Source organism: Streptomyces sp. 2114.4, assembly GCF_900187385.1.
Classification (GTDB): Bacteria; Actinomycetota; Actinomycetes; order Streptomycetales; family Streptomycetaceae; genus Streptomyces; species Streptomyces mooreae.
In genome coordinates this window covers 5,201,697-5,227,712 of the sequence record NZ_FYEY01000001.1, presented here as the reverse complement: position 1 = coordinate 5,227,712, position 26,016 = coordinate 5,201,697, and the positions used below count along the sequence as shown (strand labels likewise).

At 71.3% G+C, this 26,016-nt stretch carries 20 protein-coding genes and 1 pseudogene; 9 read left to right on the top strand and 12 right to left on the bottom strand.

Annotated elements, in window-relative coordinates; all coding sequences use genetic code 11:
• Nucleotides 1–19: 19 nt before the first annotated feature.
• On the bottom strand, nt 20–787 hold the full coding sequence (locus tag CFW40_RS23125) for an IclR family transcriptional regulator (RefSeq protein WP_088799681.1): 768 nt from the start codon (nt 785–787) through the stop codon (nt 20–22).
• Nucleotides 788–863: 76 nt separating this feature from the next.
• Entirely contained in the window at nt 864–2,033 is a 1,170-nt protein-coding gene (locus CFW40_RS23120) for a sugar kinase (RefSeq protein ID WP_088802314.1), read from the bottom strand.
• 322 nt (nt 2,034–2,355) lie between these two features.
• Between CFW40_RS23120 and CFW40_RS23115 the strand changes: the two genes are divergently transcribed.
• Together CFW40_RS23115 and CFW40_RS23110 are read left to right on the top strand one after the other, a co-directional pair.
• Entirely contained in the window at nt 2,356–3,645 is a 1,290-nt protein-coding gene (locus tag CFW40_RS23115; RefSeq protein WP_088799680.1) for an amino acid deaminase, read from the top strand.
• Nucleotides 3,646–3,774: 129 nt separating this feature from the next.
• Nucleotides 3,775–5,439, top strand: coding sequence for an amidohydrolase family protein (locus tag CFW40_RS23110; protein WP_088799679.1), 1,665 nt, complete (start codon nt 3,775–3,777; stop codon nt 5,437–5,439).
• A gap of 40 nt (nt 5,440–5,479) precedes the next feature.
• Here CFW40_RS23110 and CFW40_RS23105 read toward each other — a convergent pair whose 3' ends face one another.
• The 3 genes and pseudogenes from CFW40_RS23105 to CFW40_RS38255 all read right to left on the bottom strand — a co-directional run.
• Nucleotides 5,480–6,991, bottom strand: coding sequence for a DUF4157 domain-containing protein (locus CFW40_RS23105; RefSeq protein WP_088799678.1), 1,512 nt, complete (start codon nt 6,989–6,991; stop codon nt 5,480–5,482).
• 240 nt (nt 6,992–7,231) lie between these two features.
• Nucleotides 7,232–8,677, bottom strand: coding sequence for a glyceraldehyde-3-phosphate dehydrogenase (locus CFW40_RS23100; RefSeq protein ID WP_088799677.1), 1,446 nt, complete (start codon nt 8,675–8,677; stop codon nt 7,232–7,234).
• A gap of 161 nt (nt 8,678–8,838) precedes the next feature.
• A pseudogene (locus CFW40_RS38255) lies at nt 8,839–8,934 on the bottom strand (nuclear transport factor 2 family protein); the annotation flags it as partial.
• Between the two features lie 190 nt (nt 8,935–9,124).
• Between CFW40_RS38255 and CFW40_RS23090 the strand changes: the two are divergent.
• Nucleotides 9,125–10,336, top strand: coding sequence for a pyridoxal phosphate-dependent aminotransferase (locus CFW40_RS23090; protein ID WP_088799675.1), 1,212 nt, complete (start codon nt 9,125–9,127; stop codon nt 10,334–10,336).
• A 94-nt stretch (nt 10,337–10,430) separates the two neighbouring features.
• Complete coding sequence (locus tag CFW40_RS23085) at nt 10,431–10,886, top strand: hypothetical protein (protein WP_088799674.1); 456 nt, start codon at nt 10,431–10,433, stop codon at nt 10,884–10,886.
• A gap of 163 nt (nt 10,887–11,049) precedes the next feature.
• Here the strand turns inward: CFW40_RS23085 and CFW40_RS23080 are convergent, their stop codons facing one another.
• Nucleotides 11,050–12,873 carry a phosphoenolpyruvate carboxykinase (GTP) gene (locus CFW40_RS23080; protein WP_088799673.1) on the bottom strand — a complete coding sequence of 608 codons (1,824 nt, stop codon included), beginning with the start codon at nt 12,871–12,873 and terminating at the stop codon, nt 11,050–11,052.
• Between the two features lie 238 nt (nt 12,874–13,111).
• On the opposite strand from CFW40_RS23080, the gene CFW40_RS23075 reads away from it, so the two are divergent.
• Both CFW40_RS23075 and CFW40_RS23070 read left to right on the top strand, forming a co-directional pair.
• Nucleotides 13,112–13,828, top strand: coding sequence for a hemolysin III family protein (locus CFW40_RS23075; RefSeq protein ID WP_088799672.1), 717 nt, complete (start codon nt 13,112–13,114; stop codon nt 13,826–13,828).
• Nucleotides 13,829–14,108: 280 nt separating this feature from the next.
• Nucleotides 14,109–14,741: a TetR/AcrR family transcriptional regulator gene (locus tag CFW40_RS23070; protein WP_088799671.1), complete on the top strand. Its 633-nt coding sequence runs from the start codon at nt 14,109–14,111 to the stop codon at nt 14,739–14,741.
• Here CFW40_RS23070 and CFW40_RS23065 read toward each other — a convergent pair.
• The 4 genes from CFW40_RS23065 to CFW40_RS23050 all read right to left on the bottom strand — a co-directional run bounded on the left by CFW40_RS23065 (nt 14,731) and on the right by CFW40_RS23050 (nt 19,956).
• Nucleotides 14,731–15,294, bottom strand: coding sequence for a MerR family transcriptional regulator (locus tag CFW40_RS23065; RefSeq protein WP_088799670.1), 564 nt, complete (start codon nt 15,292–15,294; stop codon nt 14,731–14,733). The two genes, CFW40_RS23070 and CFW40_RS23065, sit on opposite strands and share 11 nt — an antisense overlap.
• Nucleotides 15,295–15,372: 78 nt before the next feature.
• Nucleotides 15,373–16,734: an amidase gene (locus CFW40_RS23060; RefSeq protein WP_088799669.1), complete on the bottom strand. Its 1,362-nt coding sequence runs from the start codon at nt 16,732–16,734 to the stop codon at nt 15,373–15,375.
• Between the two features lie 74 nt (nt 16,735–16,808).
• The gene (locus CFW40_RS23055; RefSeq protein ID WP_088799668.1) at nt 16,809–17,816 is read right to left on the bottom strand and encodes an NADP-dependent oxidoreductase; all 1,008 of its coding nucleotides are present in this window, start codon (nt 17,814–17,816) and stop codon (nt 16,809–16,811) included.
• Nucleotides 17,817–17,913: 97 nt separating this feature from the next.
• On the bottom strand, nt 17,914–19,956 hold the full coding sequence (locus CFW40_RS23050; protein ID WP_088799667.1) for a thioredoxin domain-containing protein: 2,043 nt from the start codon (nt 19,954–19,956) through the stop codon (nt 17,914–17,916).
• 244 nt (nt 19,957–20,200) lie between these two features.
• On the opposite strand from CFW40_RS23050, the gene CFW40_RS23045 reads away from it, so the two are divergent.
• Complete coding sequence (locus CFW40_RS23045; RefSeq protein WP_088799666.1) at nt 20,201–23,479, top strand: tetratricopeptide repeat protein; 3,279 nt, start codon at nt 20,201–20,203, stop codon at nt 23,477–23,479.
• Nucleotides 23,480–23,628: 149 nt separating this feature from the next.
• Here CFW40_RS23045 and CFW40_RS23040 read toward each other — a convergent pair whose 3' ends face one another.
• Together CFW40_RS23040 and mca are read right to left on the bottom strand one after the other, a co-directional pair.
• A complete protein-coding gene (locus tag CFW40_RS23040; RefSeq protein ID WP_088799665.1) occupies nt 23,629–23,880 on the bottom strand; it encodes a hypothetical protein in 252 nt (83 codons plus the stop codon).
• Nucleotides 23,881–23,884: 4 nt separating this feature from the next.
• Nucleotides 23,885–24,757 (bottom strand): mycothiol conjugate amidase Mca, encoded by an 873-nt coding sequence (mca, locus tag CFW40_RS23035; RefSeq protein ID WP_088799664.1) that lies wholly within the window; start codon nt 24,755–24,757, stop codon nt 23,885–23,887.
• Between the two features lie 130 nt (nt 24,758–24,887).
• Here mca and CFW40_RS23030 point away from each other — a divergent pair, with 130 nt between their 5' ends.
• A complete protein-coding gene (locus CFW40_RS23030; protein ID WP_088799663.1) occupies nt 24,888–25,298 on the top strand; it encodes a DUF4307 domain-containing protein in 411 nt (136 codons plus the stop codon).
• A 212-nt stretch (nt 25,299–25,510) separates the two neighbouring features.
• Nucleotides 25,511–26,008 carry a transcription elongation factor GreA gene (gene greA, locus CFW40_RS23025; protein ID WP_088799662.1) on the top strand — a complete coding sequence of 166 codons (498 nt, stop codon included), beginning with the start codon at nt 25,511–25,513 and terminating at the stop codon, nt 26,006–26,008.
• Nucleotides 26,009–26,016: the final 8 nt, after the last annotated feature.

Below are 26,016 nucleotides of genomic sequence, written 5' to 3'. Positions count from 1 at the left end.
GTGACTACCGGGCCGCTGGTCACGGGACCGGTGGTGACTGGGGAATGGCGGTTCCGGAGTACTCCCGGCTGACGGCGTCGGCGGTGCGGCGTACCAGCGGGAGCAGTGTGAGGAGTTCTTCGGCGGTGACGACGACATTGGGCGCGGAGACCGACATGGCGGCGACCAGGCGTCCGTCCGCACCGCGGATGGGGGCCGCGACGCAGTTGATGGACTCCTCGTGGCCACCGAGGTCGGTGGCCCAGCCCTGTTCGCCGACCTTGGCCAGTTCGGCCAGGAAGGCCGTGGCGTTCGGGGTCGAACGGGACGTGTAGAGGGGGTAGTCGAGCTTTTCCGCGAGGGCGCGGCGCTCGGGTTCGGGCAGGTCGGCGAGGAGCAGCTTGGCGACCGCGGCGACGGTGATCGCGACGGGTTTGCCGATCCGGGAGTACATCCGGACCGGATAGCGGCTCTCCACCTTGTCGATGTAAAGGACCTCGTTCTCCTCATGGACCGCGAGGTGGACGGTGTGCCCGCATTTCTCGTTGAGTTCGACGAGGTGGGGGTGGGCGATTTCGCGTACGTCGAGGTTTTCGGCGGCCTGCTGGGCGAGGGCGAAGAGCCGGGCGCCGAGGCGGTAGCGCTGGTCGGACTGGCGGTAGACGAGGCCGTGTTCGTGGAGGGTGCGCAGGAGCCGGAGCGCCGTGGACTTGTGGACACCGAGCCGGTCGGCGACCTGCCCCAGGTCGGCGGGCCCCTCGGCGAGCAGCGGCAGGATGCTCAGCGCGCGGTCGACGGTCTGGCTCATGTACGTGCCTCGCTTCGTCCGTCCCTGCCGTCGTCGAGGGTGTGCCTCGCGTCGATGGCTGTCTCACGTCGCTGGTTCACGGTGTCCGTACCTCCTCGTCGGCCCTGCGGCCGGATGCGTCAGCCCTGCGGCCGGATGCGTCGACCCTGCGGCCGGACGCTGCGGCTTCGGTCCAGCCGGGGCCGAGGTGCAGTCTCTCCCAGGCCGCGTCGTCGAGGTCCGCCAGGCGGTCGGCGTGCGCGCGGCCGGGCGGGGTCGCGAGATCGCCGGGGACGGTGAGGGCGGCGGCGGCCCACAAGTGGCCGTGACGGATGCGGGTGCGGACGGGAAGAGCGCGGAGGGTGGCGGAGAGGAATCCGGCGGCGAAGGCGTCTCCGGCGCCGGTGGCCGCCACGAGGTCGACGTTCAGGGACGGGACGAAGGTGGCGGTGGCATCGGCGCGGCCCACGCCCGTCACAATGCCGGAGGCGTCACCGCGGCGCTCGCCCGCCGCAATGCCGGAGGCGTCACCGCGGCGCTCGCCCGTCGCAGTACCGGAGGCGTCACCGCGGTGCGCGCCCGTCTCGGGGGTGCGCTGGAAGACGGTGGCCCCGCGCTTGCCCTGCTTGACGACCAAGAGGTCCGGTTCCGGCAGTGCCTCGCTGATGGCCCGTGCCCCGTGCAGACCCCATGCGTCCCGGGCCTCGTCGTCGCCGACGAAGACCAGGTCGGCACCCCGCGCCAGTTCGAGCAGCGCCCGTGCCCGTGACGGCTCACGCCACAGCCCCGGACGGTAGTTGACGTCGAACGAGAGCAGCGGCCGCCCCGGGCGTCGGGCGGTCAGCTCGCACATCAGGCCGAGGCAGTCCTCGGACAGCGCCGCCGTGATGCCGGACAGGTGCAGGATCCGCCCGGAGTGGACCGCGTCCCGGTCCAGGTGCGCGGCCGTCATGGCGGAGGCGGCGGAACCGGCGCGGTAGTAGGCGACCTCATGGGTGTCGGTTGCGCGGTCGCCCGCGGTGCGGAAGTAAATGCCGGTGGGGCGCAGCGGGTCGCGTCGGACGTGGGTGACGTCGACGCCGCAGTCGGCGATGGCGGCAAGCAGGTGGTCGCCGAAGCCGTCGGCGCCGACCCGGGAGATCCAGCGTGCGGAGTGGCCGGTGCGGGCGAGGGTGCAGGCGACGTTGGATTCGGCGCCGCCGATGGCGCGGTCGAAGGAGGGTACGTCGGCGAGCCGGCCGGGCAGCCGCGGCAGGAAGGTGACCATGGACTCGCCGAGACAGACGACCTCGACGTCCGGGGCGGGTGCGCCGTCCCGGGCCGGGATGCCGCCGGCGTTCGAGGACCTGGTCACGATCGGTTCCGCTCCTTCGCTGTGGTGCCTGCCCCGGACCGGGTGGCGCGCGGGGTGCGGGCCGGGTGCGGCACGGGATTCCGGCCCTGTGCGGCGCGGTGTGCGGGCCATTTCCCGCCGCTTCCCACCCCGCTTCCCACCGTTGACCGGGCGATGGCCCGGATGTTAGACAGCGGTCAGCGATATGCGCAATGAGTGTTGCAGACAGTGCAACGAGGACTTGTGAGGAGGCCTCATGGCCGGTGAACGGCTCGCGCAGGGACTCAAAGAACTCGCGGACGAGCGGGTCGATCACCGCTTCAAGGCGCTGCCTCCGGACGCCGAGGGCCGGACCGTCGGCGAGCTGGCCGCCGAGCGCCGCAACCTCTTCCGCGACGGGTTCACCACCCCTGTCCTCGCCCTCTCCGCCGAGTCGGTCGCCCACAACCTGGCCCTGATGGAGACGTACGCCGTCCGGCACGGCCTGGCCTTCGCGCCGCACGGCAAGACCTGCATGGCGCCGCAGCTCTTCGCCCGCCAGCTGGAGCACGGCGCCTGGGGCATCACCGCCGCCGTCCCTCACCAGGTCCGCGTGTACCGCCACTACGGCATCCAGCGGATCTTCCTGGCCAATGAGCTCGTGGACGCGGCCGCGCTGCGCTGGCTCGCCGGTGAGCTCGCCGCCGACCCCGGCTTCCGCTTCGTGTGCTACGTCGACTCGCTGCGCGGCATCGAGCTGATGGACACCGCGCTGCGCGAGGCCGGCGCCACCCGGCCCGTGGACGTCGTCGTCGAACTCGGCGCCGGCGAGTGCGCGCGTACCGGCGTGCGGACCGAGACCGAATGCCTCGAACTCGCCGACGCCATCGCGGGCGTGGACACCCTCCGCCTGGTCGGCGTCGCCGGCTACGAGGGCGAGGTGCCCGACGCCACCCCCGAGCGGGTGACCGCCTGGCTGCGCCGACTGGTCGCCCTGGCCGTGGAGTTCGACCGGGCGGGCCGGTTCGCCGACCTCGACCAGATCGTCATCAGCGCCGGCGGCAGCGCCTGGTTCGATGCGGTGGCCGAGGTCTTCGCCGAGATCCCCGAACTGACCGCCCTGCCTCTCAAGCTGCTGCGCTCGGGCGCGTACGTCTCGCACGACGACGGTCACTACCGCGAGGTCACCCCCTTCAACCGCGTCCCGGAGGAGGGCGCCCTGCAGCCCGCCTTCCGCCTCTGGGCGCAGGTCGTCTCCCGCCCCACGCCCGAGCAGGCGTTCCTCAACGCGGGCAAGCGCGATGCGGCGTACGACCTGCATCTGCCGCAGGCCCAGGTCGTACGGTCCGGCCGGGACGACACCCTGCGGCCGGCGGACGGCGTCACCGTCACCGGCCTGTCCGACCAGCACGCCTGGGTCCGCACCGAGCGGGCCGGCGACCTGGAGGTCGGTGACTGGGTCGGGCTGGGCCTGTCGCACCCCTGCACGTCCTTCGACAAGTGGCAGCTGATCCCGCTGGTCGAGCAGGACGGCACGGTCACCGATTTCCTCCGCACCTTCTTCTAGGGGCCTTCCTGAGCCCTTAGGGGCTATCAGGAGCCCTTAGGGGCTATCAGGAGCCCTTAGGGGCTATGCGGAACGAGGCACCCCGCAGGCGCCGGGACCCCGTCCAGGCCATGAGAAAGGCGGTCCCCCATGGACACCGTGCTCCGCGACGTCCGCGTCCTCGACGGGTCCGGCGGTCCGTCCTACCGCGCCGATGTCGCCCTCGCCGGCGGCCGGATCGCCGCGATCCACCGGGAGTCGGACGGCGGCCCGCGCCCGGGCGCCGCCCGCGTGGTGGACGGCCACGGCCTCACCCTCTCCCCCGGCTTCATCGACATGCATGCGCACAGCGACCTCGCGCTGCTGCGTGACCCGGCGCACGAGGCGAAGGCCGCCCAGGGCGTCACCCTCGAAGTCATCGGCCAGGACGGCCTGTCGTACGCGCCGGTCGACGAGCGGACTCTCGCCGAGGTCCGCACCCAGATCACCGGCTGGAACGGTGGGGGCCCCGGGGACACCTCCGTCGACTTCTCCTGGCGCACCGTCGGCGGCTACCTCGACCGCCTCGACCACGGCTTCGACGGCCACGGCATCGCCGTCAACGCCGCCTACCTCATCCCGCAGGGCACCGTCCGGATGCTCGCGCTCGGCTGGGACGACCGCCCCGCCACCGCCGACGAGCTGACGCGGATGAAGCAGTTGATCGCCGAGGGGCTGGAGGAGGGCGCGGTGGGGCTGTCCTCCGGTCTGACCTACACCCCCGGCATGTACGCCTCCGACGCGGAACTCACCGAACTGTGCCGGGTGGTGGCCCGCTACGACGGCTACTACTGCCCGCACCACCGCTCCTACGGGGCCGGCGCCCTCCGGGCGTACGAGGAGATGATGGCGCTCACCCGCGAGGCCGGCTGCGCGCTGCATCTGGCGCACGCCACCATGAACTTCGGCGTCAACGAGGGCCGCGCGCCCGAGCTGCTTGCGCTCCTGGACAGGGCGCTGGACACGGGCGCGGACCTCACCCTGGACACCTACCCCTACACCCCCGGCTGTACGACCCTCGCCGCGATGCTGCCCAGCTGGGCGAGCGAGGGCGGTCCCGAGGCGATCCTCGACCGCCTCCGCGACGAGGCGACGGCCGAGCGCATCCGCCGGGTCATGGAGGTGGACGGGGCGGACGGCTGCCACGGGGTGCCCATCGAATGGGACACCATCGAGATCTCCGGGGTCGCGGACCCGGCGCTGTCCGGCTACGTCGGGAAGACCGTCGCCCACAGCGCGGCGGAGCGTGGCGAGGAGCCGTGGGTGACCGCCCGGCGGCTGCTGACCGACGACCACCTGGGCTCGACGATCCTGCAGCACATCGGCCACGAGGAGAACGTCCGCCAGATCATGCGCCACCGGGCGCACACCGGCGGCAGCGACGGCATCCTCCAGGGCCTCAAGCCGCATCCGCGCGCCTACGGGACCTTCCCCCAGTACCTCGGCAGGTACGTCCGCGAGCTGGGTGTGCTGTCCCTGGAGGAGTGCGTCGCCCATCTGACCGGCCGCCCGGCCGCCCGCCTGCGGCTCCCCGACCGCGGCCTCGTCCGCGAGGGCTACCGCGCCGACCTCGTCCTCTTCGACCCCGAAACGGTCGCCGCCGGCTCCACCTTCGACGCCCCGCGCACCCTGCCCACCGGCATTCCGCATGTGCTCATCGACGGCCGCTTCGTGATCGAGGACGGCCGGCGGACGGATGTCCTGGCGGGACGGACGGTACGGCGCACGGCGGCGGGCCGGGGCCAGGACCGGGGCCAGGGCCAGGGCTGGGGTTAGGACTTTGGCCAAGACGCGGCCACATCATGGCAGTTCGTGATTACACGGCCGCTACGGCTTCACCCGGCAGGGGCGTCCCCGACTTGTTGCCCACCACGTTCACCTCCGCGATGAACAACTGGAACAGCAACTGGCTCGGGCCGGCTTCCCTGCCCTTCTTGCTCTTGGCTCCCTGGGCGACAGCCATACTGAACGGCTCGTTCTCTTCCGCCTTCACACCGATATAGCCGGGCAGCGCGCCTTCGTTCGCATTGGCATTCCGATAGTCGCCGCCATGCGCCTTGCGGATCAATTCGCTGTGGTAGGAGGGGCCGAGGGCCATGTGCTGCGGGTGGAAGAGAAGTTCGTGCGCACCGGGCTTCAGCGTGAACTTCAGCATGACCTGATACGCCGCGCCCCCCATGTTGTGGTACGCGTCGGCCTGGGCCCGGTCGCCGAGGTGGGCACCGATGGTCATGCCTCTGTGGTGGGTCTTGAATTCCTTGGCCGAGCCCTCGCCGTCCGCCACATATTGCAGGGCGGCAGCCTTTGCGGGACTGCCCCAGTACTCCATGATGCCCATCGCCTCGTCGAGGCTCATGGACCGGTACAGCTCCAGCTTCCCGGCCGTCGCCGGCTTGCTGTGCAGCTGACGCAGAAGGTCCGGGCCGACGGTCTTGATGATTTCTTCCATCGTGCGCCCCTTCCCCGCCTTGGCCTTCTTGTTCTTCTTGGCCGCGTTGGTGAGGCTCACTTTGGCGGTGGCCATCTCTTTGGTGGCCTTGCCGTCGGCGCCCATGACCCCCGCCTGACGCTCCCAGTGCTCGGTCGTCATGACGTTCTGGGGGTTTGCCGGGTTGTCGTGGTCGTAGGCGCGCTGCACGGCGGGGAGGGCGACGGGCGCGTGGGCGGGCGCCACGTCGCGTTGCAGGTGCTGAGCGTCCTGGGGGCGGGCAGCCATGGCCCGGACGGCGTTCGCCTCGGCTTCGCGCTCGAAGCGGTCGGACGGGTCGGAGACCTTCAGCCCGTTGCCGTTGTCGGCACCGGCGACGGGTCCCTGGCGCTGCTGGATGACGTGGGTGAGTTCGTGGGCCAGGGTGTGCCGGTCCCCACCGCCGTCTCCGAGGACGACGTGATGGCCGCTGGTGTAGGCGCGAGCACCGACTTCGGCGGCCGAGGCCTTGGCGGCGGCGTCACTGTGGATACGGACGTCGGAGAAGTCCGCGCCCAGACGCGCTTCCATGTCGGCACGGGTGGTGTCATCCAGCGGCCGGCCGGGCGTGCGCAGCACGTCATGAACGGCGGAGCGCTGCACCGCGGGCTGCGGCGCGGACTGCGGCGCCGGCTCCGGCCCCGCGTGCTGATGGCTGCATTCGGCGCCGTGCTGGTGCCGCTCCTCCCGGGCACCGGGGTGGCCGGCCTGACGGAGCAGCTGGACGACCGCGGCGTTGCCCGCACCGGCCTGCAGCCCGAGCAGGCCGCGCTGTTGTGTGGGCAGGGCGGATGCGGGCTTGTGTGCCGGGGTACGGCCGCTGCCCGCCTCGGTGTGTCCGGCCTGCTCGTGATGGTGCACGGGTGCCCCTCTTCCGGCGCGAGTTCGTCAACTCTTTCTGGATACGTGCCGGGTCATCACCGGGGCAAGGTACGAAAGGGCAGCATGCACTGACCGGAAGGGTGCCGTCCGCCAACGCCAACTGGCCCTCCCACCGCCAACGGGCAGTGGAAGGGCCAGCGGCCAACGGCCAACGGCCAACGGCCAACGGCCAACGGCCAACGGAACGAACCGAGCGGCCCGCCGGATCAGACTCCGGGATCAGACCGCCGCAGCCGGGTAGGTCGGGTACTCCACCCCGGAGACGTGCTGGACGACGCGGATGACCTGGCAGGAGTAGCCGAACTCGTTGTCGTACCAGAGGTAGAGGATCGCGTTGTCGCCGTCGACCTTGGTGGCGCCGGCATCGACGATCGAGGCGTGGCGCGAGCCCATGAAGTCGCTCGACACCGCGTCGGGCGCCGTGGTGAAGTCGATCTGGCGCTTGAGCGACGAGGTCAGCGACACGTCGCGGAGGTAGTCAAGGACCTCCTCGCGGCTGGTCTCACGGCCGAGCCGCAGGCTGAGGATCGCGATCGAGACGTCCGGCACCGGGACCCGGATCGAGCTGCCGGTGATCGGGGCCGTGAGCTCGGGCAGCGCCTTGGCGACGGCCGAGGCGGCACCGGTCTCGGTGATCACCATGTTGAGCGGCGCCGAGCGGCCGCGACGGTCGGCCTTGTGGTAATTGTCCAGCAGGTTCTGGTCGTTGGTGAACGAGTGGACGGTCTCCACGTGACCGCGCAGCACGCCGTACTCGTCCGCCATCGCCTTCAGCGGCGGGACGATCGCGTTGGTGGTGCAGGACGCACAGGACAGGATCTGCTCGTCCGGCTTGATCGTGTCGTGGTTGACGCCGTGCACGATGTTGGGGACGTCGCCCTTGCCCGGCGCGGTCAGGACGACCTTGTCGATGCCGGGGCGCAGGTGCTTCGACAGGCCCTCGCGGTCGCGCCACTTGCCGGTGTTGTCGATGAGGATGGCGCTCTTGATGCCGTACGCCGTGTAGTCGACCTCCGAGGGGTCGTTGGCGTAGATCACCTTGATCTCGTTGCCGTTGGCGATGATCGTGCTGTTCGCCTCGTCAACGGTGATCGTGCCCTGGAACTGCCCGTGGATGGAGTCCCGGCGCAGCAGCGAGGCACGCTTGACGATGTCCTGCTCGCCGCCCTGGCGGACGACGATGGCGCGCAGCCGCAGGCCGTTGCCGGAACCGGTCTTCTCGATCAGCAGGCGGGCGACGAGGCGGCCGATGCGGCCGAAGCCGTAGAGGACGACATCGCGCGGCTCACGGCGCTCGATCTTGTCGGCACCGGTGGCGCCGGCGACGGCCTCGGCGGTGAACTCCGCCACCGACAGACCGCGGTCGTCGGTGCGGTACGCCTCGGCGAGCAGGGCGATGTCGATCTGGGACGGGCCGAGGTCGAGCGAGGTGAGTGCCTGCAGGAACGGCAGCGTCTCGGTGACCGAGAGTTCCACACCGGCGATCTGCCGGGCGAAGCGGTGGGTCTTGAGGATGCTGACCACCGACTTGTTCACCAAGGAGCGGCTGTGCAGCAGGACCGTCACGTCCTGCTCGCGGTGCAGCTTCCCGATGATCGGGATCATCGACTCCGCGATCTCCTCGCGGTTTTTCCAGTTGGTGAACGAGTCGTCATTGACAGTCACAGGCTTATCTTTCGAGCTAGGCGGTGCTCATATGCTACCGCCCCGCTCTTTTCATCATTCAAACGGTGTCGCCCGAGCGGGATGCCACGGCCCGCCCGCGCCGCCACACCCACCCTCACCAGGACCGACAGGAGGGCGGGCCACGGTTCACCGGCCGCGGCCTAGCGGGCACTGCCAATGCCGCGATCGGCGTCGGAGCCCTGGAGCATGAGGGTGGTCTCCTCGATGCGGCTGAACCGGCCGTCGGGCGTGAGGTCGGGCGGGCGGGCGCTCGGACCGGCCTCCCCGCCGACCCCGTCCGACCGTCCGCCCGACCGACCGGCCGCCCGCCCGGCTGGCCGCCCGGCCACAGAGCGTCACTTTGCGTGACGTACCCCACACCATCCGCTGACCAACGTGGGGAAGAACACCGGGCGGCCGTCGTTACGCAGCCGTAAGGTGGCGGACATGCAGGTGATCCAGTCAACGAAGCTCGCCAACGTCTGCTACGAAATCCGTGGCCCGGTGCTCGAGGAGGCCATGCGGCTGGAGGCGGCGGGTCACCGCATCCTCAAGCTCAACACCGGCAACCCGGCGGCGTTCGGCTTCGAGTGCCCGCCCGAGATCCTGGAGGACATCCTCCGCTCGGTCGGTACGGCACACGGCTACGGCGACGCGAAGGGCCTGCTCTCCGCCCGCCGCGCGGTGATGCAGCACTACCAGACCAAGGGCATCGAGCTCTCCGTCGACGACATCTACCTCGGCAACGGCGTCTCCGAACTCATCCAGATGTCGATGCAGGCACTGCTGGACGACGGCGACGAGGTGCTGGTCCCGGCCCCGGACTACCCGCTGTGGACGGCGTCCGTGTCCCTCTCCGGCGGCACCGCCGTGCACTACCGCTGCGACGAGCAGGCCGACTGGATGCCGGACCTCGCCGACATCGAGCGCAAGGTCACCGACCGCACCAAGGCCATCGTCGTCATCAACCCCAACAACCCCACGGGCGCGGTGTACGACGACGAGCTGCTGCGGGGCATCGCGGAGATCGCCCGGCGGCACAACCTGATCGTCTGCGCCGACGAGATCTACGACAAGATCCTCTACGACGGTGTCACCCACACCCCCTTCGCCTCGCTCGCCCCCGACCTGCTGACCCTGACCTTCAACGGGCTGTCGAAGTCGTACCGGGTGGCGGGCTACCGCAGCGGCTGGATGGCGGTCTGCGGCCCGAAGGCGCATGCCGCCTCGTACATCGAGGGACTGACGATCCTCGCCAATATGCGGCTGTGCGCCAATATGCCGGCCCAGCACGCCGTCGCCACGGCCCTCGGCGGCCGTCAGTCGATCAACGACCTGGTGCTGCCCGGCGGCCGGCTGCTGGAGCAGCGCGATACGGCGCACGAGCTGCTGACACAGATCCCCGGCGTCAGCTGCGTCAAGCCGAAGGGTGCGCTGTACGCCTTCCCGCGGCTGGACCCCAAGGTCTACAAGGTCAAGGACGACCGGCAGATGGTGCTCGACCTGCTGCGCGCCGAGAAGATCATGATCGTGCACGGCACCGGCTTCAACTGGGCGGAGCCGGATCACTTCCGCCTGGTCACCCTGCCCAGCAAGGACGATCTGACGGATGCCGTCACCCGGATCGGCTCCTTCCTCGACGGTTACGGACAGTGCTGAGGCGGAGCGACTTCTCCACAGATCGATACGGATCACAACTTTAGACATCGTCTAAGCTAGGATGGTCTCCTAGACGCTTTCAGGAGGCCGTCCCATGTACGAACCGATCCGCACCAAGTCGGTCCACACCATGGCCGCCGCCCCGGAGGTCCCGCACCGCTCCCGCGAGGAGGAGCTGGACATCCGGCTCGCCGGACAGCTGACCGCGCTGCTCACCGTCACCGACGAACTGCACGCGCTGGCGACCCGCGAGGACGGCGGCGCGGCCCACGGGGCCACGCCGGACGGCGCCGCGCTCGCCGCCGCCGCCGAGCGCATCGCCGACCAGGTCGCGCGGCTGAGCGGCGGCCACTACCCCCTGCGCGCCGAGCCCTCCGACGGCGGCAGCCCGTCCCACGCCGAGGCCCTGCGGCAGCGCGCCCACACCCTCGCCGGGAACGCCCTGGCGGTCGCCACCTCCCGCGGGGACGCCGCGGCGATGGCCCTGGCCGCGGAGCGGATGGAGGCACACGCCGCACCGCGTCACGACCGGGATCTCGCCACGGCATGAGGCCCGGACCGGCCCGCACGCCTCCGACGAGGGCGAGGGCGGGCCCGGTGTCACCCCACCGGCCCAACGGGGCGGCCCGGCTTCCGCACCGCGGACGGTGAACGAGCCGGGGCCCCGCACGCGAAGGTGCGGGGCCCCGGCCGGGCGGTGAGCGGTGCGGCGGCTAGCCGAGCCGCTGGACCAGTGCGCGGTACTCGTCCCACAACTCCTTCGGCGTGTGGTCACCGAAGGTGTTGAGGTGCTCGGGGATCAGCGCCGCCTCCTCGCGCCACACGTCCTTGTCGACGGTGAGCAGGAAGTCGAGGTCGGCGTCGTCGAGGTCCAGGCCGTCGGTGTCCAGCGCGTCCTTCGTGGGCAGCACACCGATGGGGGTCTCGACGCCCTCGGCCTTCCCGTCCAGGCGCTCGACGATCCACTTGAGCACCCGGCTGTTCTCGCCGAAGCCGGGCCAGACGAAGCGGCCCTTGTCGTCCTTGCGGAACCAGTTGACGTAGTAGATCTTCGGCAGCTTGGACTGGTCTTTGTCGGCACCGACCTTGACCCAATGACCCATGTAGTCGCCCATGTTGTAGCCGCAGAACGGCAGCATGGCGAACGGGTCGCGGCGCAGCTCGCCGACCTTCCCCTCGGCCGCCGCGGTCTTCTCGCTGGCGACGTTGGCGCCGAGGAAGACGCCGTGCTGCCAGGTCAGCGACTCGGTCACCAGCGGGACGGCGCTGGCGCGGCGGCCACCGAAGAGGATCGCCGAGATCGGCACGCCCTTGGGGTCTTCCCACTCGGGCGCGATGATCGGGCACTGGCCGGCCGGGACGGTGAAACGGGCGTTGGGGTGGGCGGCCGGGGTCTCGGACTCCGGGGTCCAGTCGTTGCCCTTCCAGTCGGTCAGATGGGCGGGCTTCTCCTCCGTCATGCCCTCCCACCAGACGTCGCCGTCGTCGGTGAGCGCGACGTTGGTGAAGACGGAGTTGCCCCACATCGTCTTCATGGCGTTGGCATTGGTGTGCTCGCCGGTGCCGGGGGCGACACCGAAGAATCCGGCCTCGGGGTTGATGGCGTAGAGGCGGCCGTCCTCGCCGAAGCGCATCCAGGCGATGTCGTCGCCGATGGTCTCGACCGTCCAGCCGGAGATCGTGGGCTCCAGCATCGCGAGGTTGGTCTTGCCGCAGGCGGACGGGAAGGCCGCCGCGACGTACTTGGGCTCGCCCTGCGGCGGGGTGAGTTTGAGGATCAGCATGTGCTCGGCGAGCCAGCCCTCGTCACGTGCCATGACGGAGGCGATCCGCAGCGCGTAACACTTCTTGCCGAGCAGGGCGTTGCCGCCGTAGCCCGAGCCGTAGGACCAGATCTCGCGGTCCTCGGGGAAGTGCGAGATGTACTTGGTGGAGTTGCACGGCCACGGCACGTCGGCCTCGCCCTCGGCCAGGGGGGCGCCGAGGGTGTGCACGGCCTTGACGAAGAAGCCGTCCTCGCCGAGTTCGTCGAGCACCGGCTGCCCCATGCGCGTCATGGTGCGCATCGAGACCGCGACGTAGGCGGAGTCGGTGATCTCCACACCGATCGCGGAGAGCGGCGAGCCGAGCGGGCCCATGCAGAACGGGACGACGTACATCGTCCGGCCCTTCATCGAACCGCGGAAGACGCCCTTCTCACCGGTAAAGATCTCCCGCATCTCGGCGGGGGCCTTCCAGTGGTTGGTCGGGCCGGCGTCCTCCTCCTTCTCGGAGCAGATGAAGGTGCGGTCCTCGACGCGCGCCACGTCCGAGGGGTCGGAGGCGGCGTAGTACGAGTTGGGGCGCTTGATCGGGTCGAGCTTCTTGAACGTGCCCTTGTCGACGAGCTCCTCGCACAGACGCTCGTACTCCGCCTCCGAGCCGTCACACCAGACGACCCGGTCGGGCTGGGTGAGCGCTGCGATCTCGTCGACCCAGGAGATGAGGTCCTGGTGACGGGTCGGATGGGCAGAGGGAGCCGCGTTGTCGCGCGCCACGATCGCTCCTAGATGAGGGTGTGGACGGATTTATGCCCGTTTTGCAGGGAAATCCGCTTCTTTTGTTTGCCTGCCCCTTGGGGGCTGCGACCCGGATGCTTCGTGACCGCTCATCCGGTGCCGACCGCACTCATTTGATCATCCGACCCGGAGGGAGTTCTGTCCAGAGGGCGCTTTGGTGACCGTCACCACTCCGCCACGAATCGGTAACTTACGGTCGCGTAGGTAGCATTGCGCCATGACTTCCGCGCCCGACGCCGCCGAGAGCCAGCCCCCCTCCGCGCCGCCCGCGATCGCGGCGGTCGCCGCCGCGACCGCGCCCCTGAAACCCAAACTGCGCGGCTGGCTGCACGCCGGAATGTTCCCCGCCGTCCTCCTCGCCGGGGTCATACTGACCGCCCTCGCCGACAGCCCCCGCGGCCGCCTGGCCTGCGCCATCTACACCATGACCGCCTGCCTGCTCTTCGGGGTCAGCGCCCTTTACCACCGGGGCAATTGGGGGCCGCGGGCCGACGGCGTGCTGCGCCGGCTCGACCACGCCAATATCTTCCTGATCATCGCGGGCACCTACACGCCCCTGACGATGCTGCTCATGCCCGGATCCCGCGGGCAGGCGCTGCTCTGGGCGGTCTGGGCGGCCGCGCTGGCCGGGATCGCCTTCCGGGTCTTCTGGGTCGGCGCTCCACGCTGGCTCTACACCCCCTGCTACATCGCCATGGGCTGGGCCGCCGTCTTCTTCCTGCCCGACTTCCTGCGCACCGGCGGCGTCGCCGTGCTGGTACTGGTGATCGTCGGCGGGCTGCTCTACAGCGCCGGCGGCGTGATCTACGGGATCAAGCGCCCCAACCCCTCACCACGGTGGTTCGGCTTCCACGAGGTCTTCCACTCCCTCACCCTGGCGGCGTTCGTCGTGCACTACATCGGCATCTCCCTGGTGGCCTATTCGCACGCCTGAGGCCGCGCACCCGGCGGCCCCGAGCGGCCGCCCCGCCCCCTGTCGTCCCCGAGCGTAATTCTTCATATCCACAGCGTGACACGCCCCACTGACATCGGGCTTTCGCGGTCGCTCAGCCGTTGCTCGGCCTTGCCCAGTGCTTGCCCAGTGCTTGCCCGGCGATTGCCAGGTGATTGCCCACAGCTTGCTCGGTGATTGCCAGGTGATTCCCCGGGGCTCGCTCGGCGCGTGCTGCGCGCGGGAGGGCGGCCGTGGCCTCCGGGCGGCCCGATGCCCGACAATGCTGCGCATGGCCGTACGCACCTCTGCCACCACGCCGACCGGGACACCGCAGCCCGGGCGGCGGGAGCGGAAGAAGATCCAGACCCGGCAGGCGATCCGGCGGGCCGCCTACCGGCTCTTCGAGGAACAGGGGTACGACGCGACCCCCGTCGACCAGATCGCCGCGGCCGCGGACGTCTCCCCGAGCACGGTCTTCCGCTACTTCCCCGCCAAGGAAGACATCGTGCTCACGGACGAGTACGACGCCGTACTGGAGAACGGGATCCGGGCCCGTCCCGCGGACGAGCCGGTGATCGAGTCGGTGCGGCAGGTCAGCATCGAGACACTGCGCGCGATGGCCGCCGAGCAGCGTGGCGAGCTCGTCCAGCGCCTCCGGCTGATCCGTGAGGTGCCCGCCGTCCGGGGCCGTACGGCGGAGCACACCGCACGGGACGCCGCGATGCTCACCGCCGTGCTGGCGGAGCGCTCCGGCCGCCCGGCCGACGACCTGGAGCTGCGGGTGATCAGCGACGTGATCCTGGCCGCGCTCCAGGAGGCGCTGCTGCACTGGGGGGAGAGCAGCCGGACCACCGGTCCCGAGGCATCCGTCCACCGCGCCCTGGACGTACTGGAGCGGGGGCTCACGCTCTGAGGGCCGCGGCCCCTGGAGGCGGCACGGCGTCCAGCCGGAAGATCGGGCCGCTGTCCGCCCCGGCGCGGACCGTGGCGCCCGGCCCGGCCTTCCCCTGCTCCCCCGGTCCGGCCGGCCGCCCCGGCCCGGCCTGCTTTCCCCGTTCCCCCGGATTCCCCGGCTCCGGTGGCCCGGCCACCGGTTCGCCCAGGCGTGCCGCGAGTCGTGCCCGTAGTTGCGACAGCCGCTCGATACGGGCATCCAGGTCGGCGAGCCGGCGCCGGGCCACCGCCTCGACATCCGAACAGCGGCCGGAACCCAGGGCCCGGGGAAGAAGATCCGGTACGTCGTCGGCCGGCATCGTGTGCAGCAGGTGCGCAAACGTCCGCACATCGCCCACCGTCAGCCCCGCGTCCCGCAGCGCGCGCACCACCCTCAGCCGGCGGATGTCCTCCGCGTCGTACACCCGGTGGCCTGACGGGGTCCTCCGGGCCGTCACCAGCCCCTGCTGCTCGTAGTAGCGCAGCGCCCGCGGTGTCATACCGGCGGCCACCGCCGCGTCCCCGATACGCATATCCCCTCCCTCTCCGGCGCGTCCATCCCCTCTCCGCCCGGTCGGTCACCCTCCGCGTTCTCCCCCTCTCCGGCGTGGTCAGCCCCTCCGGGCCGGGTCCGGCCTGCCGTCCTCGTGCCGGGGACTCGCGGCGTTCAGTACGCGCTCGATCCCCGCCGCCCCGTACAGCAGGTCTTCGTCCGCGCCGAATCCGCCGACGAGCTGGAGCGCGAGCGGCAGTCCGCCCGCGGCGCGGCCGGCGGGCACGCTGACGGACGGCAGCCCGGCATTGCTCCAGGGCAGGCACATGATCGAGCTGCCCGTGGTGGTGAGGCCGGCGGGCGCGGGGCCGGTGGCCGACGGGGCGATCCACAGCTCGACACCCGCCGCGGCGCGGTCCGCCGCGAGCCGGGCGCGGAAGGCCTGACGCCGTCCGCGGGCGGCTTCGTAGGCGGCGTCCCCGATGGTGTGTCCCTGCCGGATGGCCGAGGTGGTCTCCGGCCGGTAGCGGTCGCCGAAGCGCACGAACCAGTCGGCGTGAGCCCGGGCGACCTCGTAGCGGTTCATCGTGAACAGCTGGTCCACGATCTGCTCGAAGTCGTCCATCACCGGCACCTCGTGGATGACGTACCCGGCCGCCCGCAGCAGCTCGCGCTGCTCCGCGAAGGCCCGCAGCGCCTCGCCGTCGGCGCGCTCCAGGTAGGGGCCGGCCGGCACGCCCAGTACCGGGAGCACGGTCCGGCCCGCACCGTCCCGCGCCCGCCAGCCGTCGACCAGCACCGACGCCGCCAGCGCGACACCGGCCACATCCGTGGCGAAGCAGCCGAGGGTGTCGAAACTCGCGGCGTTGGGGATCACCCCGTCGACCGGTATGCGCCCGTAGCTCGGCTTGAAGCCGACCACTCCGCAGTAGGCGGCGGGCCGGATCATCGAGCCGACGGTCTGTGTCCCGATGGCCAGCGGCACCATCCCGGCGGCGACCGCGGCTGCGGAGCCGCTGCTCGAACCACCGGGCGTATGCGCCGGGTGGTGCGGATTGCGGGTCGGGCCCGGGGCGGTCACCGCGAACTCCGCGGTGACCGTCTTGCCCGCGATCAGCGCACCGGCGGCACACAGCCGGCCGACGACCGTGGCCTGCGGGCCTGCGAGCACCTCGGGCGGCAGCTCCGAGCCCGCGCGGGTGGGCAGCCCGTCGGCATGCACGATGTCCTTGATGCCTACGGGAACGCCGTACAGGGCGGGCCGGCCGGCGGCCGGGCGAGGAGCGGTCGCCGCCTTCCGGCGCGCCGCCTCCAGGAGCCGCGTACGCCGCCCGGCCTCGGGCACAAAGGCCCGCACCTGCGGATCGACGGCGTCGATACGGTCACACGAACGGTTCGCCGCGTCGACGGGGTCGTCCGTGCCGTCCCGTAGCGCCGCGGCCTCCTGGACGAGGGATCGCTGCCCGAGCAAGGTGGTCACGCGTGCAGGCTACAACCGGGCACCGACAACGGCGGGGCAATCGCCCCGCCGCACGAGGGCCCGGGGCCGCGGCCTCACAACTCCACGAGCACCGCGCCCAGATGGCGCCCCTCGGTCAGCTCGCGCAGTGCGCGCGGCGCCTGTTCGATGCCGCGCAGCCGGGCGTGCGGGAAGGTGAGGGTGCCGTCGCGCAGTCCCTCGCCGAACCGCTGGTTCCACTCCGGGATCAGGTCCAGGTGGTCGTACAGGGCGACACCGCGCAGGGTGATGCTGCGGGAGAGCAGCGAGAGGGGGTCGATCTCGAGGGTGGCGGGAGTGCCCTCCCCGCCGAGCTGGCTGGAGAGCGCCCCGACGATGGCGATCCGGGCGCCCCGGTTGGCGAGGGCGAGGGCGGCCTGTAGCTGTTCGCCGCCGACGTTGTCGAAGACCGCGTCGATGCCTTCCGGGGCGGCCGCGCGCAGTTGGTCCGCGATCGGGCCCGCACCGCGGATCACCACCGCGTCATAACCGAATTCCTTGATCAGCCGGTCCGCCTTCTCCGGCGATCCCGTGCTGCCGATGATCCGGGCGGCGCCGCGCAGCCGGGCGATCTGGCCCGCCAGGGTGCCCACCCCGCCCGCCGCCCCGGTGACGAAGACGGTGTCGCCGGGGCGTACTTCGGCGCCGTGCACCACGCCCATCCAGGCGGTGGGCCCCTGGGAGAGGAAGGCGCCCGGATCGGGCAGCAGACCGGGGTCGAGCCGGTGCACCTGGTCGGCGTCCACCACCGCGTATTCCCGCCAGCCGAGCTGGTGTTCCACCAGGTCACCGGGATCGAGGTCGGTCCCCGGGGCGGCGACCACCTCGCCGAGAGCGGACCCGTACAGCGGTTCGCCGACCTGGTAGGAGGGCATCGGCACCACGCTGGTCTCGTCCATCAGCGTGCGCATCACAGCGGCGACACCCATCACGGTGTTGCGGACCAGCACCTGGCCGGGCCCGGGTTCCGGAACCGGCACCTCCACGATCTCGAAGAGATCATCGGTGACGGGCCCCTTGGGGCGGGCGGCCAGGCGGACTTCACGGTGTGTTCGGGGAGTCATGCCCCGAGGCTAGAACCTGACGCGCACGTCAAGGTCAAACCGGTCGCTGGTCCTGGGACTTCCGGGCGGGGTGCGGGCGGGGGTGCCGGGCGGGCCACTACCTCCCGAGCCGCTCCGCCAGCTCCTGCGGATCCGTCGTCGGCCGCTCGCAGGTGAAGCGGCGGCAGACGTAGGCGGCCGGTTTGCCGTCGACCAGGGGGCGGTCCTGGAGGAGCGGCACCTCGTCCACCCCGGGTTCGCCCAGCGCGACGGCCGCCCCCGGGGCGGTGCCGAGCAGGGCGGCGCGGTGCAGCGCGACGGTGGCCGGATCGCCCTGCGGGCCGACGACGGCGACCTCGCGCGGACCGTCCAGCGCGGCCTCGGCGACGGCCAGCCCCCATCCGATGAAGCGCGGGGCCCGGCCGCCGAGCGCGGTGACGATGCCCAGGGCCCGCTCCGCGGCGTTCCGGTGGAGGTCGCTGCCGGTCAGTGCGGCATACGACAGCAGGGCCCCGGCCGCCGCGGTCCACCCGGAGGGCGTCGCATTGTCGGTCGGGTCCTGGGGGCGGCGGATCAGGGCCTCGGCGTCGGCCGCGGTGTCGTAGAGCGCACCGTCCTCGGTGGTGAACTGGAGCAGCACGGTGTCCAGGAAGAAGCCCGCGAACTCCACCCAGACGCCTTCCCCGGTGACGGAGGCCAGGGTGAGGAAGCCCTCCGCGACATCGGCGTAGTCCTCCAGGACACCGGAGTTGGCGCCGGGGGCGCCGTCGCGGGAGGTGCGGTGCAGCCGGCCCTGCCAGTCCATGTGCACGCGTACCAGCAGGTCGGCGGCGTCGGTGGCGGCCTGGATCAGGTCCGGCCGGTCGAAGTAGGCGCCGGTCTCGGCGAGCGCGGCGATGGCCAGCCCGTTCCAGGAGGCGACGATCTTGTCGTCCCGGCCGGGGCGTGGCCGCTCCTCCCGCGCCGCGAGCAGCCGCTGCTTGACCGAGGCCACCCGGTCGGCGTCCACCGGTCCTCCGGCATCCGGGAGCTGGAGGACCGAGGCGCCCTCCTCGAAGGTGCCTTCCTCGGTGACGCCGAAGTGGGTGGCCGCGAACTCCGCGTCCTCCTCGCCCAGTACGGCGCGCAGCTGCTCTGGCGTCCAGACGTAGTAGGCGCCCTCGACATGCCTGCCGGTGCCCGAGCCGTCATCGCTGTCCGCGTCCAGCGCGGAGGCGAAACCGCCCTGGTCGGTGCGGAGTTCCCGGACCATGAAGTCGGCGGTCTCGACCGCGATGCGGCGCGCCACGTCCGAGCCGGTGGACCGCCACAGATGGGCGTAGGTCCGGCACAGCAGGGCGTTGTCGTAGAGCATCTTCTCGAAGTGCGGCACGGTCCACGTGGCGTCCACCGCATAGCGCGCGAAACCGCCGCCGAGCTGGTCATAGATGCCGCCGCGAGCCATCGCCGCACAGGTCGCCTGCACCATTTCCAGGGCTCCTTCGGAGCCGGTGCGGGCGTGGTGGCGGAGCAGGAACTCCAGCACCATGGCCGGCGGGAACTTGGGCGCGCCGCCGAACCCGCCGTTCACCGCGTCGAATTCCCGGGTCAGCCCCATCAGGGCACCGTGCAGCTCCTCGGGACGCGGGGGCCGCCGGTCCGCGGGCAGCGACTCGGTCAGCGACCGCCCGGCCAGGTCGGCGACGATCCGGCCGGCGACCTCGCCGACTTCGTCCCGCCGGTCGGTCCAGGCGCTGCGCACCCCCTCCAGGATCTGCCCGAAGGACGGCATGCCGTGGCGCGGCTCGGGCGGGAAGTACGTACCGAAGTAGAAGGGCTCGGCGTCGGGGGTGAGAAACACGGTCATCGGCCAGCCGCCCTGCCCCGTGGCGGCCTGCACGGCCTCCATGTAGACGGCATCGACGTCGGGGCGCTCCTCGCGGTCCACCTTGACGGACACGAAGTGCTCGTTGAGCAGCGCCGCAGTGGCCGGATCCTCGAAACTTTCGTGCGCCATCACGTGGCACCAGTGGCACGAGCTGTAGCCGACGCTGAGCAGGACCGGCACGCCGCGCCGCCGCGCTTCCTCGAACGCGTCGGCCGACCACGGCCACCAGTCGACCGGGTTGTCGGCGTGCTGGAGCAGATAGGGGGAAGTCTCTTGAGCCAGGCGGTTCGGCATGGGGCCATCCTCTCCCACTGAGGCACGGGGAGCCGGGAGCGGAGGGAGTTATCCACAGGCCTGCCGGAAATCACGCGGCCGCGGAACACTGTGCGTACGGCGACGATCACCGCCGGACACTGCGGGAACTGCGGAAACTTCGGGAGCTTCCCGAATTGCTGGAGCTGCCGGACTGCCGGACTGCTGGAACTGGAACTGCTGAACTGCTGAACTGCTGGAACTGGAACTGCTGGAGGGGGATGGCATGCCGGGCTCACTGGCTGTGCTGCGCGACGGCCACCGGGCGGACGCGGAAGCGCTGTTGACCAGGGCGGTCGAGGAGGAGGTACGGCGCTCGGGCGGACGGCTCGACGGGGACGCGCTGCTCGGCCGGGCGCGGGCGGCGCTGGAGGAGCTGGCGGGCAGCGCCGCCGAGGAGTACACCGCGTATGTCCGGGCGCTGGACGAGGCCGCCGCCGGCCGGCCGTCGCTGTCCCGGCGGCTGTCGCGCAAGGAGCTGGGCACCCCCGCGGTGGCGACGGCCGTGGCGGCGGTGGCGGCGTTCGGTACGGACCTCGTGTACGGCACGGGAGCGGGGCCCGCGCTGGGCGTGGGCGCCGCCGTGGTGGTGGCGGGCGCGGCCGCCACGGTCCTGAAGCTGACCGCGGGCCACTGGCCGGCGGCGCACCGGGAGGCCGGGATGCTCGGCCGGCCCGGCGGTGCGCAGCAGTTACGTCTGCAGTGGCTGACGGCGCTGGAGGTACGCGGCATCCGGCCGTTCCTGGACCAGCAGCGGATGCTGACGGCGGCCGCTCGCGGCGGTACGGCCGCGGGGCCCGTCGCCTCGAAGAGCGGCCGCGGACCGCAGCTGCGCGGTGCGGACCGCAGCGCCGCGGCCCGGCAGCGGTCCCTGCTGGAGCACTCGTTCTCCCAGCTTCCGCAGCCGGACGGACCGTTCGCCGGGCGGCGGACGGAGCTGACGCAGATCGCGCAGTGGGTGCACGCGGCCCGCGCGAGCACGGAGACCAAACCGACGGTGGTGATACTCCACGGCGAGCCGGGCTCGGGGCGTACGGCGCTGGCGGTGCGGGCCGCGCATCAGCTGCGCGATCAGTTCCGCGGCGCCTGTGTGGTGGACCTGCGCAGCGACACCCCTGGTGAGGTGCCGCTGCCGACCCGGGACGCGCTGCTGCATCTGCTCAACCGGCTGGGCGCGCCCCGCGAGCAACTGCTGTTCCGCGAGCGCCCGTCCCAGGAGCAGCACGTCAAACGGCTCACCGATCTCTACCACCAGCATCTGACGGGCCTTCCGGTGACGGTGCTGCTGGACGACGCCGCGGATCCCGAGCAGGTGCGCACCCTGGTGCCGGAGCGGTCCGACAGCCTGGTGCTGGTCACCTCCCGTACGCCGCTGGAGCTGCCGGAGGACATCGAGGCCTGGGTGCACCACCTGCCGGTGGGAGCACTGGACGCCGCAGGCACCGAAGAGCTGCTGCGCGCCTCCGCCGCGGCCGGCGACGACGCCGCGGACGAGACGGGCCCCTACGACGCACAGGCCCTCGACGAGATCTCCGATCTGTGCGCGGGCCTGCCCTTGGCGCTGCGGGTGGCGGGCTCCGCACTGGGCTCGCGCACCGCCACCGCACTGGCCACGGACCTGGCGGCCCACGGCGAGGTGTCACCCGTGGAACGTGCGCTGTGGCTCCGCTACGCCGACCAGTCGGAGACCGCCCGGCGGCTGCTGCGCCGGCTGGCGCTGGTGGGCCGGGCGAGCCTGGGGGCGGCGGCCTCGGCGGCGCTGCTCGGCGTCGAGCAGGCGGAGGCCGAGCGGGAACTGACGACGCTGGCCCGGGCCGGGCTGATCGAGCATGTGCGGGGCCGCCGCTACCGCCTGCACGCCCTGGTGCACCGCTTCGCGCACGACCGGCTGATGGACGAGGAGGAGCCGGGCGAGCGCGGCGCGGCCCAGGAGCGGCTGATCCGCGGCTATGCGGAGCTGGCCGACTCGGTCATCCGGCTGGTCGACGGCCGGACGTCCACCCGCGCCGACCGCTTCGGCTCGCACGGCTTCACCTCCCTGGACGCGGCCCTGCAGTGGCTGGACGACGAGACCAGCTTCATCACGGCCGCGCTGCGCCACGCCGACCAGGGCGTGGACCAGGCGGCGGTCTCGCATCTGCTGGGCGCGCTGGCCGACTACTGCCTGCTGCGCGGGGACCTCTACCGCCTCGGCGAGCTGAGCGAGCTGACCCGGGCCGTCGGGCAGGGGCTGCTGGTCCGCTCGGTGCAGTGGCGTACGGGTGTGGCGGCCCGCCAGCTCGGCGAGCTGGACAAGGCACGGACCACGCTGTCGTCGGTGGTCGATCTGTACTTCGAGGCGCAGCACCCGGCCGGCGCCGCCCGTGCGCTGCGCGATCTGGGCATCACGCTGCAGCAGCAGGGCAATCTCGTGGAGGCCGCGGCCAAGCTCCGTGAGGCGCTTCAGCTGCAGTCCGGCGCGGACATGCACGGCGACCGGGCCTGGACGCTGCACGCCCTGGCGGCGGTGGAACGGGACCGTGCCCAGCTCGCCGACGCCCTCGCCATGCTGCGGGAGGCACTGGAGCTGCACGAGGAGAGCGAGAGTATCCACGGCCAGGCATGGGCCCACTTCCAGCTCGGCCAGGTACATCTGCGCCGGGGCGACGTACCGGCGGCGGAGAGTGCTCTGCAGGCGGCGTTGGGGCTCTACGGCCGTACGCACGACGAGCGCGGTGAGGCCTGGGCGATGACGCAGCTGGCGCGCGCCCGGCTGGTGGACGGCGAGCCGGGCCCCGCGGTGGACCAGCTCCGGCAGGCCCTGCCGCTGCACCACCAGCACGAGGACGCGCGGGGTGAGGCCTGGACGATGTACTACCTGGGCCAGGCGCTGGAGGAGCGCGGCGAGCACGACGCGGCGCTGCGGCAGCTGGAGCGGTCGCGGACGATGTTCAGCCGGATGCAGGACGGCTACGGCCTGGCCTGCGCCCGGCATCACTCCGGGCGGGTCACCCGCGATCTGCGGGCGGAGCAGACCGGCTCGCTGCGCAACAGCGGCTTCGCCCGGCAGCTGCTGCAGGACGCCCGTAAGGACTTCCAGCGGATAGGGGTACCGCACGGGGAGGCGTGGTCCTGCCTGGAACTGCTGATCATCGACGCCGGTAACGGCCGGGCCGCGCAGGCGCTGGAGCTTGCCGACGAGGCGGCGGGCCTGTTCGCGGGCTACGGCGACCGGCGTGGCGAGGACTGGGCACGGTTCCTGCGCTGCACGCTGCTGCCGCTCGCCTCGCCGGGTGGCAGCGTGGTGGGCGCGGCCGTCGCCCAGGAGGAGCTGGCGCAGCTGATCCGCGAAAAGCATGCGGCCCGCGATTCCAAGCTGGAGGACTGCGCGGAGGCGTTCGCGTTGCTGCTGGACCGCGGGGTGGAGCCGGAAACGGGGTGGCAGGCATGGCGGCTCGGCATGGTGCCCAACCGCCATGCGCGCGAGGTCATGGGGGTGCCGGTCGCCCCGACCGGCACGGAGTGACGATCGGCCCCGGCTCGCCGGCCGCTCGGGCCGACGAGCCGCCGGGCCGGTCAGCCGGCCGTGTCCATCGGCCGGCCGTCGACCGCCACCCGGTCTTCACGCACCCGCCGACCCGCCCCGACCCGCCCTCGGCCGGTCCTCGGCCGGACTCAGCTGGTCTTGGGCTTGGGTGCCGGCGTGGCGGCGGAGGCGGTGCTGCCCGCCTCGCCGTCCTCCGGCTGCTCCTCGAAGTCCACCTTCTTCATCTGCTTGTTCATGGACTTCATCAGCAGCCACACGGCGCCGCCGATGACCGCGAAGACGATGAAGCCGAGGACGCCGGGGGTCACTTTGTCCTTGTCGAAGGTGTCGGCAAGGGTGACGAAGTGCGTCAGGGCGAGGGTGCTGGTCGCGCTCATCATGGACTCAATTGTTGCGGATGCCCGCGAAGAGGTCGTCCTCGGGGAGGGAAGTGTCCACCCGCGACTTCGCGAGCTCGTACTCCTCCGTCGGCCAGACCTCGCGCTGGATGTCCATCGGCACCCGGAACCAACCGCCGTCGGGGTCGATCTGGGTGGCGTGGGCGATCAGCGCCTTGTCACGGATCTCGAAGAAGTCGGCGCACGGGACGTAGGTGGTCAGCGTGCGCTCGCGCTGCTCGAACTGCTTCCAGCGCTCCAGCCACTCGCCGTAGGGCGAATCCATGCCGCGCTCCAGCAGCGCCTCGTGCAGCGCGACCGTGCGCGGCCTGTTGAAGCCCTGGTTGTAGTAGAGCTTCTGGGGCTGCCAGGGCTCACCGGCCTCCGGGTACTTATCCGGGTCGCCGGCCGCCTCGAAAGCCACCATCGTGATCTTGTGGGTCATGATGTGGTCCGGGTGCGGATAGCCGCCGTTCTCGTCGTAGGTCGTGATGACCTGCGGCTTGAACTCCCGGATCAGCTTGACCAGCCGCCCGGCCGCCTCGTCGACGTCCTGCAGCGCGAAGCAGCCGTCCGGCAGCGGCGGCAGCGGGTCGCCCTCGGGCAGCCCGGAGTCGACGAAGCCGAGCCACTCCTGCTTGACGCCCAGGATCTCCCGGGCCTCGTCCATTTCCTTCTTCCGTACTTCGTGGATGTGCTCCTCGATGTACGGGTCTCCCTGGAGTTTGGGGTTGAGGATGGAACCTCGCTCACCGCCTGTGCAGGTGGCGACCAGCACGTCCACCCCCTCGGACACGTACTTGGCCATCGTGGCCGCACCCTTGCTCGACTCGTCGTCGGGGTGGGCGTGGACCGCCATCAATCGCAGCTGCTCAGTCAAGACTCGATCCTCAGTAAAGGGCCGGAGAAGATGCCTCCTATAGTGACCGAAGCGAGGGGGCGCTGTATTCCCTGGGGCGGGGACCCCCCGGGGGTTCGTGGCTCAGGTCCCCCGACCAGGAGGATGGATCATGACCGCGGTACGCGAAGGGCTCCCCGACGGACGCTACGGCCGCTCCGCGGATGCGCGTGCGGACCGTAACCTCAAGATCATTGGGGCGGTGCTCGGCGCCGCCCTGCTGGCGGTGATCGGCTGGTGCGGCGTCTCGTACATCTCGGGGCAGGGCCTCAGCGCCCGCGTGATCACCTGGGACGCGGTCTCCGATCACGCTGTCAAGGTCCATCTCGAGGTCGTCAAGGACACGGACGCCAAGGGCGTGTGCACGCTCCGCTCACAGGCCGAGGACGGCTCCGAGGTCGGCCGCAAGGATGTCACCGTCGACCAGCGCTCGGCCCAGGTGGACACCGAGGTCACGGTGCGGACGACGAAGCGGGCCACCAACGCCGTCCTCGTCGGCTGCACGACCTCGGGCAACGGCTGACCGCCCGCCTGCCGCTCTCCGTACCCGCCCACCCGCAGGGCGTGTCGTCACCGCCTCTGATCAGCGATGATGCGTCCCTGTGCGGCCGCTGTGAATTTCCTCTTCCCCGTTTTGTGCCGGAATTGTTAGGCTCGTGGTTTCGCCCACCTGTGAAGGCGCAAACCTTCCTGGTAGGGCGTTTGATTTATCCCCAGTACCGACGAGGAGCACCTGTGACCCAGACCAGCGAAAACGTCACCTGGCTTACCCAGGAGGCGTATGACCAGCTCAAGGCAGAGCTGGAGCACCTGTCTGGTCCCGCACGCGCCGAGATCACCGAGAAGATCGCGGCGGCCCGCGAGGAAGGTGACCTGAAGGAGAACGCCGGGTACCACGCGGCCAAGGAAGAGCAGGGCAAGCAGGAACTGCGTGTCCGCCAGCTCACCCAGCTGCTGCAGACCGCCAAGGTCGGCGAAGCGCCTGCCGCCACCGGCGTCGTCGCTCCCGGCATGGTCGTCACCATCGCGTTCGACGGGGACCCGGACGACACGCTGTCGTTCCTTCTGGCCTCCCGGGAGTACGCGAGCTCGGACATCGAGACCTACTCCCCCCAGTCGCCACTGGGCACCGGCGTGAACGGCAAGAAGGTCGGCGCCGAGGCGGAGTACGAGCTCCCCAACGGCAAGAAGGCGACCGTGAAGATCCTCGACGCGAAGCCGTACTCCGGCTGACGCCCGAG